Annotated in this window: 16 protein-coding genes; 12 read left to right on the top strand and 4 right to left on the bottom strand. The window is 29.4% G+C overall.

Annotated elements, in window-relative coordinates; translation table 11 throughout:
• Window positions 1-85 precede the first annotated feature (85 nt).
• The 3 genes from lspA (at window position 86) to P3X86_RS11130 (ending at window position 2,555) form a co-directional block, all read left to right on the top strand.
• Window positions 86-529, top strand: a complete 444-nt coding sequence (lspA, locus tag P3X86_RS11120; RefSeq protein ID WP_483292763.1) for a signal peptidase II — start codon at window positions 86-88, stop codon at window positions 527-529.
• 25 nt (window positions 530-554) lie between these two features.
• A complete protein-coding gene (locus P3X86_RS11125) occupies window positions 555-1,220 on the top strand; it encodes an HAD family hydrolase (RefSeq protein WP_483292764.1) in 666 nt (221 codons plus the stop codon).
• Between the two features lie 384 nt (window positions 1,221-1,604).
• Window positions 1,605-2,555, top strand: a complete 951-nt coding sequence (locus tag P3X86_RS11130; protein ID WP_483292765.1) for an L-threonine 3-dehydrogenase — start codon at window positions 1,605-1,607, stop codon at window positions 2,553-2,555.
• Between the two features lie 170 nt (window positions 2,556-2,725).
• Here the strand turns inward: P3X86_RS11130 and P3X86_RS11135 are convergent, their stop codons facing one another.
• The 4 genes from P3X86_RS11135 to uppS all read right to left on the bottom strand — a co-directional run bounded on the left by P3X86_RS11135 (window position 2,726) and on the right by uppS (window position 10,975).
• Window positions 2,726-3,778, bottom strand: coding sequence for a flavodoxin family protein (locus tag P3X86_RS11135; RefSeq protein WP_483292766.1), 1,053 nt, complete (start codon window positions 3,776-3,778; stop codon window positions 2,726-2,728).
• Between the two features lie 13 nt (window positions 3,779-3,791).
• The gene (locus P3X86_RS11140; RefSeq protein WP_483292767.1) at window positions 3,792-5,024 is read right to left on the bottom strand and encodes a lactate/malate family dehydrogenase; all 1,233 of its coding nucleotides are present in this window, start codon (window positions 5,022-5,024) and stop codon (window positions 3,792-3,794) included.
• 90 nt (window positions 5,025-5,114) lie between these two features.
• Window positions 5,115-9,998 (bottom strand): nicotinate-nicotinamide nucleotide adenylyltransferase, encoded by a 4,884-nt coding sequence (locus P3X86_RS11145; protein WP_483292768.1) that lies wholly within the window; start codon window positions 9,996-9,998, stop codon window positions 5,115-5,117.
• 341 nt (window positions 9,999-10,339) lie between these two features.
• Window positions 10,340-10,975, bottom strand: coding sequence for a polyprenyl diphosphate synthase (gene uppS / locus P3X86_RS11150; protein WP_483292769.1), 636 nt, complete (start codon window positions 10,973-10,975; stop codon window positions 10,340-10,342).
• Between the two features lie 173 nt (window positions 10,976-11,148).
• On the opposite strand from uppS, the gene P3X86_RS11155 reads away from it, so the two are divergent.
• The 9 genes from P3X86_RS11155 (at window position 11,149) to P3X86_RS11195 (ending at window position 16,718) form a co-directional block, all read left to right on the top strand.
• On the top strand, window positions 11,149-11,328 hold the full coding sequence (locus P3X86_RS11155) for a hypothetical protein (protein WP_483292770.1): 180 nt from the start codon (window positions 11,149-11,151) through the stop codon (window positions 11,326-11,328).
• 123 nt (window positions 11,329-11,451) lie between these two features.
• Window positions 11,452-11,895, top strand: a complete 444-nt coding sequence (locus P3X86_RS11160; RefSeq protein WP_483292771.1) for a cell wall hydrolase — start codon at window positions 11,452-11,454, stop codon at window positions 11,893-11,895.
• A gap of 32 nt (window positions 11,896-11,927) precedes the next feature.
• Window positions 11,928-12,407 carry a hypothetical protein gene (locus P3X86_RS11165; protein WP_483292772.1) on the top strand — a complete coding sequence of 160 codons (480 nt, stop codon included), beginning with the start codon at window positions 11,928-11,930 and terminating at the stop codon, window positions 12,405-12,407.
• Between the two features lie 18 nt (window positions 12,408-12,425).
• On the top strand, window positions 12,426-12,899 hold the full coding sequence (locus tag P3X86_RS11170) for a pyridoxamine 5'-phosphate oxidase family protein (RefSeq protein WP_483292773.1): 474 nt from the start codon (window positions 12,426-12,428) through the stop codon (window positions 12,897-12,899).
• 177 nt (window positions 12,900-13,076) lie between these two features.
• Complete coding sequence (locus P3X86_RS11175) at window positions 13,077-13,547, top strand: pyridoxamine 5'-phosphate oxidase family protein (RefSeq protein WP_483292774.1); 471 nt, start codon at window positions 13,077-13,079, stop codon at window positions 13,545-13,547.
• A gap of 96 nt (window positions 13,548-13,643) precedes the next feature.
• Window positions 13,644-15,002, top strand: coding sequence for an MATE family efflux transporter (locus P3X86_RS11180; protein ID WP_483292775.1), 1,359 nt, complete (start codon window positions 13,644-13,646; stop codon window positions 15,000-15,002).
• A 33-nt stretch (window positions 15,003-15,035) separates the two neighbouring features.
• Window positions 15,036-15,308, top strand: coding sequence for a metal-sensing transcriptional repressor (locus tag P3X86_RS11185; RefSeq protein ID WP_483292776.1), 273 nt, complete (start codon window positions 15,036-15,038; stop codon window positions 15,306-15,308).
• A gap of 141 nt (window positions 15,309-15,449) precedes the next feature.
• Window positions 15,450-15,737: a hypothetical protein gene (locus tag P3X86_RS11190; protein ID WP_483292777.1), complete on the top strand. Its 288-nt coding sequence runs from the start codon at window positions 15,450-15,452 to the stop codon at window positions 15,735-15,737.
• A gap of 75 nt (window positions 15,738-15,812) precedes the next feature.
• Entirely contained in the window at window positions 15,813-16,718 is a 906-nt protein-coding gene (locus P3X86_RS11195; protein ID WP_483292778.1) for a hypothetical protein, read from the top strand.
• Window positions 16,719-16,793: the final 75 nt, after the last annotated feature.

Here is a 16,793-nt window from a genome sequence, read left to right on the forward strand (position 1 = left end):
ATTAGTTGATAAATATATCAATAAATAATAAAATATAATAAGCTATAATATTATATTACATAAAGGGATTAAAGGTGGTGATATTATGTTATATTTTGTTATAGGATTAATATCTTTTATGATTGATCAAATATCTAAATATATAGTGGACATAAAATTAGACCAATTCGAGAGAGTACATCTTTTTAGAAGACTATATTTAGTTAAGGTTTACAACCATGGTGGAGCATATGGGCTTTTTAAAAACAAGAAGAAGTTTTTAATCATTATAACTACCATAGCTACTATAGTTTTAATATTGCTTGGGATATATCTAGAGCCATATGAATATATGCTCAAAATTGGATTTGCATTTATGGTTGGAGGAGCACTCGGAAATTTGATAGACAGAATAAGACTTGGATACGTAGTAGATTTTATATATATAAAAGTCAACATAAAAAAAGCACCTATATTTAATATAGCTGACATAAGTATTTTAATAGGTGTTATCATAATATTAATTTATGACATAATTGAGCTTGTATAAATAAGGCAAACAAAGGAGAGAAAAAATGTTAAAAAACATAAAAGCGGTTATATTTGATTTAGATGGGACACTAGTAGATTCAATGTGGGTTTGGAAAAGTATAGATTTTAAGTATTTAAAAGATAGGCTGCATGATATACCAACAGATTTAATTGATGATATTGAAGGAATGAGTTTTACTGAAACAGCTGTATATTTCAAAGACAGATTTGGGTTAGAAGAGTCAGTAGATGAAATAAAAGAAGAGTGGAATAAATTAGCTCTTGAGTATTATAGTAATGAAGTAAGATTAAGAGAAGGTGCAAGAGATTTTATAAACTATTTAAAAGAGAACGGTATAAAGATGGGGATAGGAACAAGTAATTCTAGAGAACTTGCTCAAGCAGTCCTAATATCTAATGATGTATTAGATCACTTTGATATATTAATAACATCTTGTGAAGCTGGCAAAGGAAAACCAAATCCAGATGTATTTCTTAAAGTTGCAGCATCACTAGAAGTTAAGCCTGATGAGTGTATCGTATTTGAAGACACATATGCAGGAGTTCTAGCTGGAACTAGAGCAGGCATGAAAGTATATGGTGTAAAAGAAGAACTTTCAATTCATAATACTGAAAAGATAACGAATTTAGTTCAAAGCTATATAACAAATTATTATGATTTAGAAATTCTTGCAAAAGAGAAAATATAAGATATTTTATTTTCTTAATAATGTGTTATTGTACTTGATTTATGTTTCTATCTATTATATTCTTTTGATAGAGAAATAAAGAATATAGAGTTAGGCATAAATAAAACACTTTACTCTGCGAGTTAGAGTTATTGACAATGTCATTTATCTTTAAGGGTAAGTGTATAAAATTAGATTTATGTATACTAACAAAGTCTTGGTTTATTAGGCTTTGTTTTGGTTTTAGGCAAAAAAACATGCATTTCTGTTAACAAAGTGTAAATTTATTAAATTTATTGGTAATTATTGATTGACAATTTTTCTACAATAAATTACAATGAATATGCAATATATAAACGACTAAATTTGTACTAGTATTAAAGAAATGTATTTACAATTTAGGAGGTGTCTTTTTTGAAAAAAGTTTTAGTGACAGGTGCTTTGGGTCAAATAGGATCAGAACTAGTTGTTAAATTAAGAGATGTTTACGGAGAAAATAATGTAATTGCTAGTGGTAGAAGTGAAAACGTTACTACACATGGATTATATGAGCAAGTTGATGTTACAGATCCTAATCAGATTTTTCAAGCTGTAAAAAAACATAACGTTGATTGGGTAGTACACCTAGCAGCTATATTATCAGCAGTGGGAGAAAATAAACCATCAGCAGCATACAATGTAAATATGGGTGGATTATTCAATATCTTAGAAGTAGCTAGAGAAGAGGGGTGCGGAGTATTTACACCTAGTTCAATAGCAGCTTTTGGTCCTGATACTCCAAAGGTTAATACACCACAAGACACAATTCAAAGACCAACCACTATGTATGGAGTTACAAAAGTAGCTGGAGAACTTTTATGTGATTATTATTATAAAAGGTTTGGAGTAGACACAAGAGGGGTAAGATTCCCAGGACTAATATCATACGAAACTCTACCAGGTGGAGGAACGACTGACTATGCAGTTCATATTTATTATGAGGCATTAAAAGAGAAGAAGTTCACATGTCCACTTGATAAAAATACTTACATGGATATGATGTACATGCCAGATGCTTTAGATGCAATAGTTAACTTAATGGAAGCAGATCCTAGCAAGCTTATACACAGAAATGCTTTCAACATAGCGTCAATGAGCTTCTGTCCAGAAGATATATATAGTTCTATTAAAAAGATAATACCTGATTTCACAATGAATTACGATGTGAATTCAGTATTGCAAAACATAGCAAATTCTTGGCCAGATTCATTAGATGATTCAGCTGCTAGAGCTGAATGGGGTTGGGATCCTAAATATAATTTAGATTCTATGACTAAGGATATGTTAGACAAATTAAAGATTAAATTGAATTTATAGAAGAATAGATTTCGGGTCATGCTCTGAGTATGACTCGTTATTTTTTGTGGGCAAAATGGGGTCAGGCTTGAAAAGTTGAGAAAAACCAGATAAATTTTTTATATGATGAGTTAAAAACAGAAAAGCTCAACTAAGTAAGCAAATGGCTCACATAGTTAAGCTGATATACTTTACTTAACCAATTCATTTTCAATATTTTGTGCAAATAATCTTGCTCTTTGGTATATGTTTTCTACTTTTTTAATAGCATCTTTATCGTTAGCAGTTTCCATTATAGCAAAATAAGGTGGTAGACTAAAAGACTTGTTCATATTTAACGCACTTATTAACTGTTTTGCCAATGCATCACCACCAGAACTTCCAGATACTATAATTGCAAATAATCTTTTATTATAGAATTTATTTGATCTAAACAATGCAGTGAGCCTGTTTATAACAGCAGATATATTTGCAGAAACAGCGTCGTTATAATTAGGACAGATAAAGACAACACCGTCTGAAGATAGTATTGCTGGATATAGTTCTTCAACCATAATACCACCATAAAAACAACTTTCTTGATCGCCATAATGTTTACACATAGTATAAGAACAGCCTATACAATCTTTAACAGAACCGTTTTCAATATGTATTTCCTCAATACTATTGATAGATAGATTATCTTTTACCATATTCCAAAGAGTTAGTGTATTGGATGTACTATAATTGCTGGAATGAAGCGCAAGTAGCTTTGGTTTCTTTATTTTATCAGTCGATTGATTAAAGAATCTCTTTGCAAGTGCTTTACATGCCTCATAGCATACTTCTTCTAAAGGAGCTTTAATAACTTTTTGAAGAGTTAGAAAGTTGCGTAATGAGCCTATTGCTTCTACTAATGGCTTTCCTATAAATCTACAACCAAGCATATTTGCATGAAAAACTAAATCTTGGGCAGAGGTTTTTGTATACAAATCACTACCACAATGCACTAAAATTGCTCCTATAGAGCCTTGTAAACTGTCATGACCTTTTTGAAAAAGCTTAGTTATGATATTCATCATACCTAGATTATAGCCTGCGGTATTTAATTCAAGCACAAATAAAATCTTTTTGTTTTTTAAATTAGGCAAAGCTATAGCACTATTATCAACTAATGTATACTTATTATTCGAAGCAAAGCATCTAAGCATGGACATAAGCATGCTAGATGGCTTTTCAGGCATAATTACAATAAATTCTTTCAAACTTTAGACCTCCTTAAAGGCTCTGATACGTTTTTAAAAGCCTATTGTATAATATACTATTTAAATCTAATCTTTCTAAAACAACACCACAATCAGATAGTTTATTTTTAGCTCCCATAAAAACACCACCCATGAAAGTTGAACTATAATGATATTTTCCAGCTATAGTACTGATTATTGATAGACTACCAGAGGATAAAGCAGGAGCTATATACGGTTTGTAGCCAGTATTTCTAACACTAATATTAGCAGTTTTAGCTTTATAAGTTAATGTCTTTGAAATCTCATCATTATAGTTTTCTATGCTATCAGCTATAACTAATCCTTCACCATGAGGACCAAAAGCTCTTCCATCAGTGATATAATGCTTCATTGCATTATCTTTATTGGCATAATAACATGCACGAGCGTTCATTACTCCAAGACCATAGCCTCTTATTTGTTCACCAGATAAACCTTTAAAATCCATTAAGCCATGAGAGTTTCTGTTGCTTTCTAAAAACACTGTTTTACAGAGCAAATCAACAGGATCAGAAACAACAGCAAATATACCTTTGAAAGATTTATTTCTAGCCATATTAGCGTACTGCGAAATAATTTTGGCGTTGGCTTCGTATTGAGCCATTCTTACATCCCCATGTTCTTTTCCAACGGGAGGAACTCCTTTGGAAGCGCAAAATATAAACATATCACAATCAAATAATTCATCATATTTTATAATGGAAACATTAGGGTACTGAGCGTTATCAAAAGCTGAATATATCTGATTTATTTCTTGTTCCCATCTATTTAATTTATTTTCAGACCTATCATATATACCTATATTATTAATATAATTTCCACCTAGTAGTCGTAAGCCTATTAAGAGTGTGCTACCAACATCACCTAGAGCTAATATGTTTATGTTCCATTTCTTTGGTATTTGATTGCTAAGGCACTCTTCCCAATTAGGATAGGACATGTTTACCGCCATAACTTGTTCGTCACTGATTTTATTTAAGAACCAATCAGGTAGATTTTCGCAGATATTAGTAGATAATTTCTTTATTAGGTTCAAATTCTCAGTATTTATGAACAGTAGTTCTGGATCCGTGATACTGTAAAATTTCCTAGAGCATTTAGGATTCATATTAAATACAAAGTATATCTTACCTTCATATTTTTTAGGGTTATCAGTATATTTTTTAAAGCTGTCAATCTCTTTTAAGCTGACGAGCAATTTATTTTGAAATTCATATAAGTACATTCAATCACTCCTATATCACTTAATATTATAAACCAGAGTTATTCATACAAAATCAATCAACAATACATCAAAGTTCTACGAATTATAAAGTTAAACCATATTTTCCATTCTCTGAAGATGCTCCAAATCATTTTTAATATACTTTGAAGGATTTACATGTAGATCATAGTGCACATCTTTACCATGATCAGGATATCTAGGATGCACAAAGACCTCACCAAGGTTTCTTAGTGTTAGACTTCTTTGATGTATAGTTTGATATTCTTTTTCCATAGTGCTTATTATATCCAAAGAATTGATTAAGCACGTTTGTGAGACGTTAAATATCTGCTTTTTATCAACATCTTTTATATACATAGGCAATGCATATGGAAGGAATAAATTTATAGAAGGTAAGATATTATTTTGTGGATTATTACCGCGCCATATTGAGTCACCTCCAATAAAAGGATACATTAAGCTTTCCTTAAACCATAAATTCAAATTTGGTATAAAATAAGCACTATCTACTTCACGTTGTTGTATATCCATTAGTTCTTTACCTCTGCCTGACAAAAGTCCAACCAATATTTTGATAACCTTAATATTGTACTTTTTCAATAGAGGATCTATAACCTTTAATCTATAGCCTTTATTTAAAAGATCATCTACTAATATAATAGGTCTATTAAAAGCCTGAATCATCTTTATTTGATTCTCAAGGTTCATATAATAAGGGTACGCACCGATTGTAAAGCTTTTTAAATTAGGGTCGAACATTTTTTCTGTGTGCATTGATTTCGTAACGGTATTTGGCACTATAAATCCATTCAATATAGAGCCAAAAGGTACGCACATATTGTTTCCTAATATTCTAGGTTTTTTTTGTAAGTTAGGAACGTCATTGATATTGCAGATTTTGTTTACAATTGCTTCGTTAGTAACAGTTCTATTAAATGATAGCATAAGCTGATTTGGATATAGTTTTATTAACTCAGCCTGCAATCTTTTAGTACATCTGTTTAATGCCTTTACTACATTAGGATTACTTCTAAAGGGTTCTTTTATAACTGATTCCATATCTAGACTTAGAGTACAAGGATTACTCATTTTGACACCCATGATAGGTGCATTTGCACTAGTAGTAGGTATCTGCTCAAACCCATTTAATTGTAGAAGATTACTAAGAGAGACAGAGGTATTATTAGTTATGATGTCCTTATAAACTGCATAAGTATAATCCTTCGCTATACAAAATGATAATGTCTCAGTTAATAAAATTTGCTCTATATCATTAGAATATGATTTAGTATAAATACCATCTATTGCAATGATTCTGCCTATAGAATTTTTCCTTATATATTCAGAAACAGTGCTGTTTTTAAATTCATTATAGATATTATGAGATTTTAAACGATGAAAAACTGAAAAACCAATTATATTATTATTATCTTGTAGATTTCTTATAACAACTATTCTCACATTAGTTTTATTTCTTAACTCCTTTAGATTGCAATAGGTGTCACTATTTCCATCAAAGAAATTTTTATATAATAAATCTAATACAGTGTCACTGACATGCTGTATAACACTAATGTCCATTGAATTAGTTTTAATTAATACTTTATATTGAGGTTCTCTTCTATAAATACCATGAGTGTAAATGTATTTTTGTGCTAAAGGATCAATCAATTCAGATATATCTCTGTTTTCATCTATATAATTTCTTATTTGTGTTGAACTAATATCTTCATACTGTGCAGGTAATGCTAGTTTTATTACATTATTATTTATTTTACCTATAGTTTTATTTAAATCTACATCATCTTGAGGTGATGAGAGAGAACTTTTACGCGAGAATACTAAATGTGCAAAATTTAGTATTGAGTACTTATTATCTGATTTATGTTTGTAACTAGATGCATTTAAAAGTACATCGCTTCCTACAGAGATGTATATATTTTTATTATCAAAAATGTCTGATAGTTGTTTTAAACTATCTGGATTAGCTATATTTATTGAAAAATCCTCAGGAAATAAGTAAATATCCATTTCATCTGCTATAGACATAGATATAATATTTCTTCTCAATTTATTTGGTTGAGCTTTTTTAGACCAAGAGAATTCATCAACAGCCAAGTAAACCTCAAATCCTAGATTTCTTATATCCCTAGCAATTTCTTTATGACTTAGGGTAAACGGATCAAAAGTTCCTGGGAAAAAAGCTATTTTTTCTTGATGCTTGAGATTTAAATCTCCAATAAAGAATGAATAATCAGATATAAAACGATATATATGGTTTATTGAAGCAGCGCTATTAAAGAACAATAATTTATTTGCTTTATTACTAGGTAATAGAGTTAATAGTTTTTTACCAATTATATCAATAATTTGTCTCTTCTGATTTAAATTAAGTATATTAGAACCAAATATATCTATCCCTAGTATTCTTAAAGACTCTCTCTTAATTTGGTTATCATAATTAGCAAGACCATTTAGTAATAGTCCAAGCATTTTATTCAGTCTTTTATTGTATACATCGTTAGGTTCAGGGAACAAATCCTTATAACTGTTATAGTTTTGTATAGCTATACCAATAGTTTTGAAGCTTAAATAGGTTGTTCTAAAATTTGCAACCTTAGTTTTTTCGCCAAAATCACTTATAAGCTCATCAAGTTCACTTGGCTGTAAAAATAGTATTATTCTACCCAAATATTCAGGTATATATCTTGTAAAGTGGTATCCTTCTATTTCTAGAGCTCTAATAAGTTCTATAGTTATATCATTTCTTTCCTCTAGTGACAGAAAAGGCGTTATCTTAACAAGTGCATTACCAGCATGATTTCTTACATTTTCAACAGAGCTAACTTTTAGTAGATTACAAAAATGCATGGCAGTATATATTCCATTTTGTCTTGGTTTCATGATAGCTTGCTCAAGTAATATACGTATATTTATTTTTTTTATTATCCAGCTAGTAGCACTTTTAAGATTTTTTAAGTATAAACTGGATGTATTACTAAAATCATTGTTGTATATTGTTTCAAATTTCAGCAGCAGACTTTCTTCGACATTTATCTTACTAGCTATTTTATATATAAGATAATTTTCAGCTTGCAAATCAGATTTTTCACATTTAAGAATGATTTTTCTTAATTTACTAACAAAAATATGTCCTAAAGAAATCTTTTCTAATAGATTATAAGTCCTTTCAAAAGCAGATAAACGTATTATCTTATTTTCACTTGAAAGTTTATCTATCAAAAAATCAAACATTGGAATTATAGGCTTATCAATTACATTTAAAAATGGTATATGTTTTACGATTTGCAATAGATAAAACTGAGTTATATCATCACCATAATTATAACCTTCATAGTATTTTAGTATAATATCTCTATATATCTTTTTTTGCTTTTCAGACGAATTTGAGAATAAAGAAGCCAGCATTATTCTTAAACTAAAAGTTATCCATTCTCTATGAACTTCTAATATTTTATGATCTGGCATTAAAAATAACCTGATATATTCATCAAGAAGCTGATGGCTTGTGTAAGAAGGCGTTGGTAAAATTACATCTGAAGGCACTTCTTTTCTATATTCCTCATCAAATTTAGATATCAGTATACCAATTAAGGAGGCAGATTGTTTTCTTATATCCTCATCTTTGTGTATTAATAAATCATACAAAAACTTTAAAGTTATGAGTTTTTGGTTTTGAGTAAAGTAAATAGAATATTCCTGTAATACCTGTATATATCTTCTTAAATCCATCCAATTGGTTTCACTTCTTGCTAATTCCAATATAGACGTAAGTGATTCTTCATTTCTTAGCTGATACATCAAATTAATATTATGTTTTATTGCCTCAAATTTGATGCTGTCTATAACTTGCTTACCATGCATTAATGAGTAATATTTAGTTTTTTTATCAATATGTTTAATATCCATATTTGCGTCAAGAAGAGACACGTCAACACCTATATTTATCATAAATGCTTCGAAATCATATAGTTTGTTATATACCTTTTGATATCGCTTTTTTTTATCTTCATTTAAGTTGTCTAATTTATTTAGTACTATATCAAATGATTCTTTTAGTGAAAATATATTCATTTCTCTTTTATTGTTTACAATATGATTTTTAACTCTTATATCAGAATAAATTAATATTAAAGATTCTAAAGATAGATTTTCGAGCTCTAAATCCCAAGTAGAATGGTTAACTGCAATATGACCAATATAGTTAATATTATTATCCTTAAACCATTGGTCTGTATAATAGTAATGCAGATAAGGTACTCGTTTAGATTCTTGGCCTATACATCCATATTTACCTATGTCATGGCCTATAGAAGCACCACAAACACGCCCTATATCTATAGGTATATTTGCTGCTTTTAATTGCCTAGAAATACTCATAGCTAATAAACTAACACCACTTATATGCTCAAGTGTATTGTGATTAGTTACTTCTTTATTCAACTTCATCATTTCATAAACATACTTTTGTCTGAATACTTTCTTGAATTTTTTATATTCAAATGAACTTGTCAAATCTAGTTCCTCTCTAGGAGTCAGAAAAACAAGAGGATATTTACTATACAAGTTTTTAATTTTATTATTTTTTTCAAGAGATGAAAAGATTCTCAATATCTCTAGATATATTTTACATACATCATTAAAGTCATCAATAAGTGGTATTTGAACTGCATTTGGAAAAGAAAAATGTAGTGTATACTGATATATGTAGAATAAAAAATTATCAGTAAGAGTTTGATTAGATAGATGTTCGAATAGATTATAATACAAATCTAGAATATCAGAACACGTATAATTTTTATTTTTAATTATATTTTCTAGTTCGGCTATATGTTTTTCATTATTTATATAATTTTTTACAAGTTCAAGTCTCTTAGGATTAGATTTAATTATATCTAGACTAATGAGACGTATATACAATTTTTTATGAAGTATAGATATTGTAGGATTCATCATGATAACCTCCAACTTGAATATTATTGTTTATAATAACATTATAATATAAACATATTGCCATGTCTGCATATAAAAAAAACTTATAAAATTAGTGCTTTCTTACTATTTTTTAGTAAATAGAAAAATAAGTAAGCTAAAATCTTGATTTAATTTACCACTTATCGTATAATATTATATGTGACACATTTGGATTAAAATGTTAAATATTCTATTTATTAATTGAATATAGACATTTAATGCAAATTTATCCCCTTATTTATATAAACTATAAAGTGGTTGTATTATATTTGGACAGCCCGAGGGGATGCCTAAAAAGGCATCCCCTGTATACATATTAGTTATCCACCTAAAGTTATATCTTGTGTATTGTACCACTTGAGTGCATCGTATAAATGTTGAGGTTTAAAGTCTGGCCAATAGTCATCAACTACATAAAAATCAGTATAAACGGATTGAACAGGTAAAAAGCCACTTAATCGTCTTCTACCGCCCCACCTGATGATTAAATCCATTCTAGGGATGGATTTGGATTTAATCATTTCGTTTATATTTTTCCCTATGTTATTTTTTACATCCATCAGATCCCATTGCCAACCATAGTTTACTAAGAAATTGACCTTAACAGTACCCTTTCCAAATTTTTTATTTTGTGTGAATGGGAGTAATTCTTCGGGAAACATTTTGGAATTCGTGTTACCCACAACTAAAAGCTGGGCATCATGTTTGTGAAGCATAGTAACAGCATTGATGCACGCATTAGTAAAAGCCTTAGTTTGAACAGATGGACGTTTTGTGTTGTCCATAGTAAAACCATAAAAGGTAAGTTCGTTGATTCCAATTTCTTTACATAGTTTAAAAATTTCGATCCCAGGATTTAATCCTCTATCATATCCTTGTTCTTTACTCAATCCATTTTGTTTAGCCCATCTTCTGTTTCCATCAGGGATAATTCCTATATGGTTTGGTATTCTCATATCAAAAAATACCTCCTGTTAATTTTAATAGTATATTATATATATATTATCAACAAAGGATGTATTTTTATACCATTTATGGTCACTTATATTTTGATATGGATATTTTACAATAAAAAAAATTTTATAAATAGGAAATAATACTACCAATAAGCTTTTTGGGAGGATTATATATGGAAAGATATGTTGTAAGAACAGACACATTAGTGTCAAAACCTGTTTCAAGAGAAGAAGCAATCGAAAGAGTAAAAAGCTATGCAAAGCAAGGAGTATCAGCATATATTGTTTCAGAAGACGAAGCAAAAAGAATTAGAGAATCAGATACAGGTTTTAATAAACCGTCATGGGAATAACAATATATTTATTACACTATGAGTTATCTTATTAATTAAGATAGCTTTTTTTTATTAATTTGTGTCAGTATAGCATCTATATAAATATATTAATAGTATATAGATATAAGAGAGGTAGATACTATGCCATATTCAACAAGAGAACTATTTGCAAGAATCATAAAATGTGAGGCCGGTGGGGAAGGCGATACTGGCATGAAAGCTGTAGCAACAGTGATAATGAATAGAACAAATGTTGGTGAAGGAGAATATCAACGAATTTGTGGAGGAGATCTTAGAAAAGTAATATATCAAAAAGGACAATTTGATTGTGTTAGAGGGACAATTAAAGGAGTATCTAATCCTCAGACTATTTGGGCCAGCAACCCTGAGCAGGTACATTATGATATAGCTGATTGGGCTATAGCCGGGAATAAATTGTGGAATATTGGAAGTTGCTTATGGTATATGAATCCTTTTAGACCACAATGCCCTCCTAAGTTTCCATATAATGGATCAGGAATACTCCTCACTAGAATAAAGAAACACTGTTTTTATAACCCTACTGAATTATATAAAGACACATAAAAAATTTAAATTGAAAGGGAGGTATAAAATATATGCAAGACTTTAACGAAAAAGAAAAAAAACAAATGATACCACCAAATCCAAACGCACTGGGTCATTCACCAGATATTATGCCACCACCTGCGCCAATGAATATGACGCAGATGACACCAGTAATTGGGCCTAATTACAATATACCTGCAATGCCATATGGTTCTCAGATGTTACCACAAGCTATGGGATACCCAGATATGAACATGATGAATACATGCAATAATAAAATGATGTCTATGGATGACAATAATGCAGAGCCCCCAGTATTAGGAGATAAAAATTACTTACAGGGTTATTTAAAAACATTAATAGGAAAATATATTAGAGTAGATTTTCTAATAGGGTCAAATACTTTTTTAGATAAAGAAGGAGTACTTACAAATGTAGGTGTTGATCACATAATACTAAGAGAGCCACAAACTGATGATTTGGTAATAGCTGATATGTATTCAATAAAATTTGTTAAAGTGTTTGAATGAAAGGAGTAACACTATAATATGGTAGATTCTATAAATCATACTGGACATACAGGCAGACCACTTAATGAATGTCAAATAAAAAGAATACTTACGGATGGTGTATATGGTACTATGGCAACAGTAGGAGAGGATCAATGGACATATGCAGTACCGCTAAATTATGTATATTATGATGATTGTATATATTTCCATTCAGGTACGGAAGGGAAGAAAATAGAACACATGAATCACAATAACCAAGTATCATTTAATGTTGTGACAGACGAGAGAATGATAGAAGATAAGTTTAATATGCAATTTAGGAGTGCTACAGTTACAGGAAAAGTTTGTGAAGTAGAAGGAGCAGAAGCAAAATTAATGTTTGTTCAAATGTTCAGAAAATATACACCTCATTATATTGACGAAGGAATGAAAAGGTTAGACAAGTGCCTTAAATACACTAAGGTATTTAAAATAGAAATAGAAAAAATGACAGGAAAAGCTAATATATAAGTTGAAAAAGCTGATGCAAGATGTTGTATCAGCTTTTTAGAAATAGAAATAAAAAAATTTCTAATATAGCTAATAACTAACTGAAAAACATACCATGTTGAGATATAATAACAATAGATAGACATTTTAAATATGTAAGTTAGATAAAATTATTTTTAGGAAGGGGTAAAAAAGATTATGTTTAAAGAAATGAGGAAAAAAGGTAGACAAGTATGTGATGAGCAAATAGAAGAGATACTAAAAAAAGGTGAATATGGAACAATGGCAACAATTAGCGAAAATGGTTATCCGTATGTGGTGCCGTTGAATTATGTTTACTGCGATAATAGTATTTATTTTCACTGTGCTAAAGAAGGACATAAACTAGAAGATATAAAAAGGAACAACAATGTATCATTTAACGTAGTAATTGATACAGAAATTTTAAGTGAAAAATATACTACATTGTATAAAAGCGTAACTTTATTTGGACAAGCAAAAGAAATAAAAGAAGTATCAAATAAGAGAGAGATATTAGTAAAGTTACTACAAAAGTATATGCCTGATAAGATAAAAGATGGCATGAAAAATACAGAAGATGTAATCAATAAAGCTCTTACAATAATCAAAATTGATATAGAGCATGTAACGGGAAAAGCAAATTCTTAAATTGATTTTAAAATAGTTGCAAAAATTGTATAATGGTATTATACTTAACATATGCCCCCTGGGGGGATATATGATTATAATTTGGAGGCAACTATTATGTTAAAAACACTATCACTTGAATCATTAAAGAAGAATAATTATATAAAAACAGTATTGGTTTTAGCTTTGCCCGCTATATTAGAGAACATATTACAAGTGTTGATTGGTACTGTAGATATGTATTTTGTTAGTAAAATTGGAGAAGATGCGATTAATAGTGTAGGAATAACTAATTTAATAATGAATATGTATATAGCTGTGTTTATGGCTTTGGGGATAGGAACTACAGCGATGGTATCACGTAATATCGGAGCAGGAGATACAAAAAATGCTAACGATACTGTAAAACAATCTGTAATATTAGGAGTGGTAGTAGGATTATTATTTGGATTAATAAACTTTATTTTTGCTAAAGATATTTTATCGTTAGTGGGAGTAAAGGATCAGAAAGCATTTGAGTATGCTATGCCGTATTTTTATACAGTTGCGGTCCCATCAGTGTTTTTATGTGTTATGCTAATACTATCGAGTGCATTAAGAGGGTCAGGAGATACAAAAACACCACTTAAAATAGCTTCTAGCGTGAACATAATAAATGCAGTTTTAGATTTTATACTTATAAGAGGTATTGGTGGCTTTGATGGATTAGGAATAGTAGGTGCTGGATTAGCTACTACATTAGCAAGATTAATAGCAGTAATACTACTAATAAATAAATTGAGAAATAAAAACAATAAAATAAACCTTATTGGTAAATGGAATGTCAAGAGAAATATATTAAAGGCTATTACAAAAATAAGTTTACCAGCAGCTACAGACAAACTTATAATGAGGCTGGGACAAATAATATACGGTGGGTTAATATTAAAAATTGGAAAAGATGCATACGCAGCGCATAATATAGCAGGAGGTATAGAAGCTTATTCGTATTTACCAGGAATGGGATTTGGAATAGCAGCAGCTACATTAGTAGGGCAAAGTTTGGGCGGGAAAAAACCAAAACAGGCAAAAAAATATGGTCTAATAGCTTATACACTATCAACGGTTTTTATGATAGGAGTTGGGATTGTATTCTTTATATTTGCTCCATTATTGGCGAGGATATTTACCCAAAATGATGAAATTATAAATCAAGTTGTAAAAGTTCTGAGAATTATTGCCTTATTTCAACCTATGTTATGTGTTACTCTAGTAGTAAATTCTGCATTGCAGGGAGCTGGTGACACTAAATTTCCTATGTACTTGACACTTTTGGGGATATGGGGGATAAGGATTACTGGAGTATTACTGTTGGGAATAAAGCTAAAGCTAGGGTTAATAGGAGTCTGGTTAGCATATGCATTAGATATTACAGTAAGAGGAACTATTTTAATGATTCGTTTTTTAAGAGGTAAATGGAAAAATATACAAATATAGCTTATAGATATACTTTATGAAGGGAGTAGACAAATGCATGATCATAATCATCCAAATAGAAAACAAATAATTAATAGAATGGCGAGAATAGTAGGTCATACAAATGCTGTAAAAAGAATGTGTGAAGAAAACAAAGAATGTAGTGAAATACTAATACAAATAGCAGCTGTTAAATCAGCACTTAACAATGTTGGAAAGCTAATACTGAAAGATCATATTGAACATTGCATACTACAAGCAATTGAAAACAATGATCAAGATAAGTTAGAAAGCTTGTATGATGCTATAAATAAGTTTGTAAAATAATTTTTTGAGATTAAGAGAGGTATTATATTGTACCTCTTATTTTATTGCATATAATGAAAAGGGCTGAGTTGTTATTTGTAGAATAATAATAACATAACGTCGATTTATGGGCGAATTAACAGAAATATAAGGGGGGGTAATATGTTGGAAGAAAAAATAAAAAAAGATTTGAGTAGGTTAGTATTATTGTTGGTAATAACCATATATCATGCAGGTCGAGAAATATATAAGTATTACAGCGAACAAGTATATGATTTTAGTATAGTAAATTTTATATTAGTAACAATAGTTGTTTATATATTTATGGTTTATACATCTAATAGGATAGCGCTTTGGACAACGCTTAGAAAAAGTGGTGCTACAATAATAGCAACTTTACTTTATATCAGTTTAAGCATAATACATATATATATTCAAAGTGCTAGCTAAAAGGGGGAGATTCAAATAGAAATTAAAAATGTAATACCAAATGATAAGATAAAGAAAGATAAGAAAGTATTTGCATTGATTTCATTTATATTAGGGATTATTCCAACAATATTAAAAATTATAATGTATGAAGAAACAATAGTAGGGTTTGAAAGTGGGCAAAAGATTGGAGCTTTCTTAGGAGAAGGATTAGCACATATGGTTATACTTTATCTAATCTGTATAGGGTTGTATAGAATATTTAAGAAAAAAAGCATGACTATAACTATCATTCTTGTGCTATGCACGATAGTAGCTTTTGGGAAAATCGGGAATGAGCTAAAGTCTATACAACTATCAAACGTAGAAAATAAATGCATATCATTATTAGAGGGGAAGGACAGAATAAGAGAGTTTATAAAAGAAGATATAAAAGAGATAAAGTATGGAGAAGCAACTGAAATAATGATATTACTACAAGAAAGCATTAAAACTTTATCAGAGAATAAAGTAGATGAAATTGTAGATTATGATGAATTAGACAAAATGCTTACTATGAAAACATTTAATAATATAGAACAGATAAGGCTATACAGAAAATCAATAGAAGATTATATAAAACATATAGATAAATCAATTGATAAATATAAAATTGTTACTGATGATTTAATATCTAAATTAAATGAGATTAAATTAACCAATGAGTTTAATGGAGGTTTTACTAAAGGGTTTTTAGAAAGTCATGCAAATTCAACCAACTATGCTATTGAGCATGGAAAAGTATTAAAAAAGTTGTTAATAAGTAAAGATGAAATACTCAAATTAATGCAAAGTTCTGATATAGTACGCATAAATGGTAACGTATCTTTTTCAAGTAAAGAAGCTTTAAATAAATATGACGAATTAATAATGAAACATGATAAGAACATAGACGAATATAATGAAGTAGTAGCTAAAGTGAAAATCAAACTTGATGATATGAAAAACAAATTAAACAAATAAATATAGGGGATAGTTTATTTAGATATTGATATGTTTAGTTGCAATAAACTACTCAAACAAGTTAGATAAATGCTC

It is taken from the genome of Abyssisolibacter sp. ZYX002 (assembly GCF_056892235.1).

Coding starts and splice junctions, on each gene's coding strand:
- lspA (WP_483292763.1), top strand. CDS start 86: ATGTTATATTTTGTTATAGGATTAATATCTTTTATGATTGATCAAATA.
- P3X86_RS11125 (WP_483292764.1), top strand. CDS start 555: ATGTTAAAAAACATAAAAGCGGTTATATTTGATTTAGATGGGACACTA.
- P3X86_RS11140 (WP_483292767.1), bottom strand. CDS start 5,024: ATGTACTTATATGAATTTCAAAATAAATTGCTCGTCAGCTTAAAAGAG.
- P3X86_RS11145 (WP_483292768.1), bottom strand. CDS start 9,998: ATGAATCCTACAATATCTATACTTCATAAAAAATTGTATATACGTCTC.
- uppS (WP_483292769.1), bottom strand. CDS start 10,975: ATGAGAATACCAAACCATATAGGAATTATCCCTGATGGAAACAGAAGA.
- P3X86_RS11155 (WP_483292770.1), top strand. CDS start 11,149: ATGGAAAGATATGTTGTAAGAACAGACACATTAGTGTCAAAACCTGTT.
- P3X86_RS11160 (WP_483292771.1), top strand. CDS start 11,452: ATGCCATATTCAACAAGAGAACTATTTGCAAGAATCATAAAATGTGAG.
- P3X86_RS11165 (WP_483292772.1), top strand. CDS start 11,928: ATGCAAGACTTTAACGAAAAAGAAAAAAAACAAATGATACCACCAAAT.
- P3X86_RS11170 (WP_483292773.1), top strand. CDS start 12,426: ATGGTAGATTCTATAAATCATACTGGACATACAGGCAGACCACTTAAT.
- P3X86_RS11175 (WP_483292774.1), top strand. CDS start 13,077: ATGTTTAAAGAAATGAGGAAAAAAGGTAGACAAGTATGTGATGAGCAA.
- P3X86_RS11180 (WP_483292775.1), top strand. CDS start 13,644: ATGTTAAAAACACTATCACTTGAATCATTAAAGAAGAATAATTATATA.
- P3X86_RS11185 (WP_483292776.1), top strand. CDS start 15,036: ATGCATGATCATAATCATCCAAATAGAAAACAAATAATTAATAGAATG.
- P3X86_RS11190 (WP_483292777.1), top strand. CDS start 15,450: ATGTTGGAAGAAAAAATAAAAAAAGATTTGAGTAGGTTAGTATTATTG.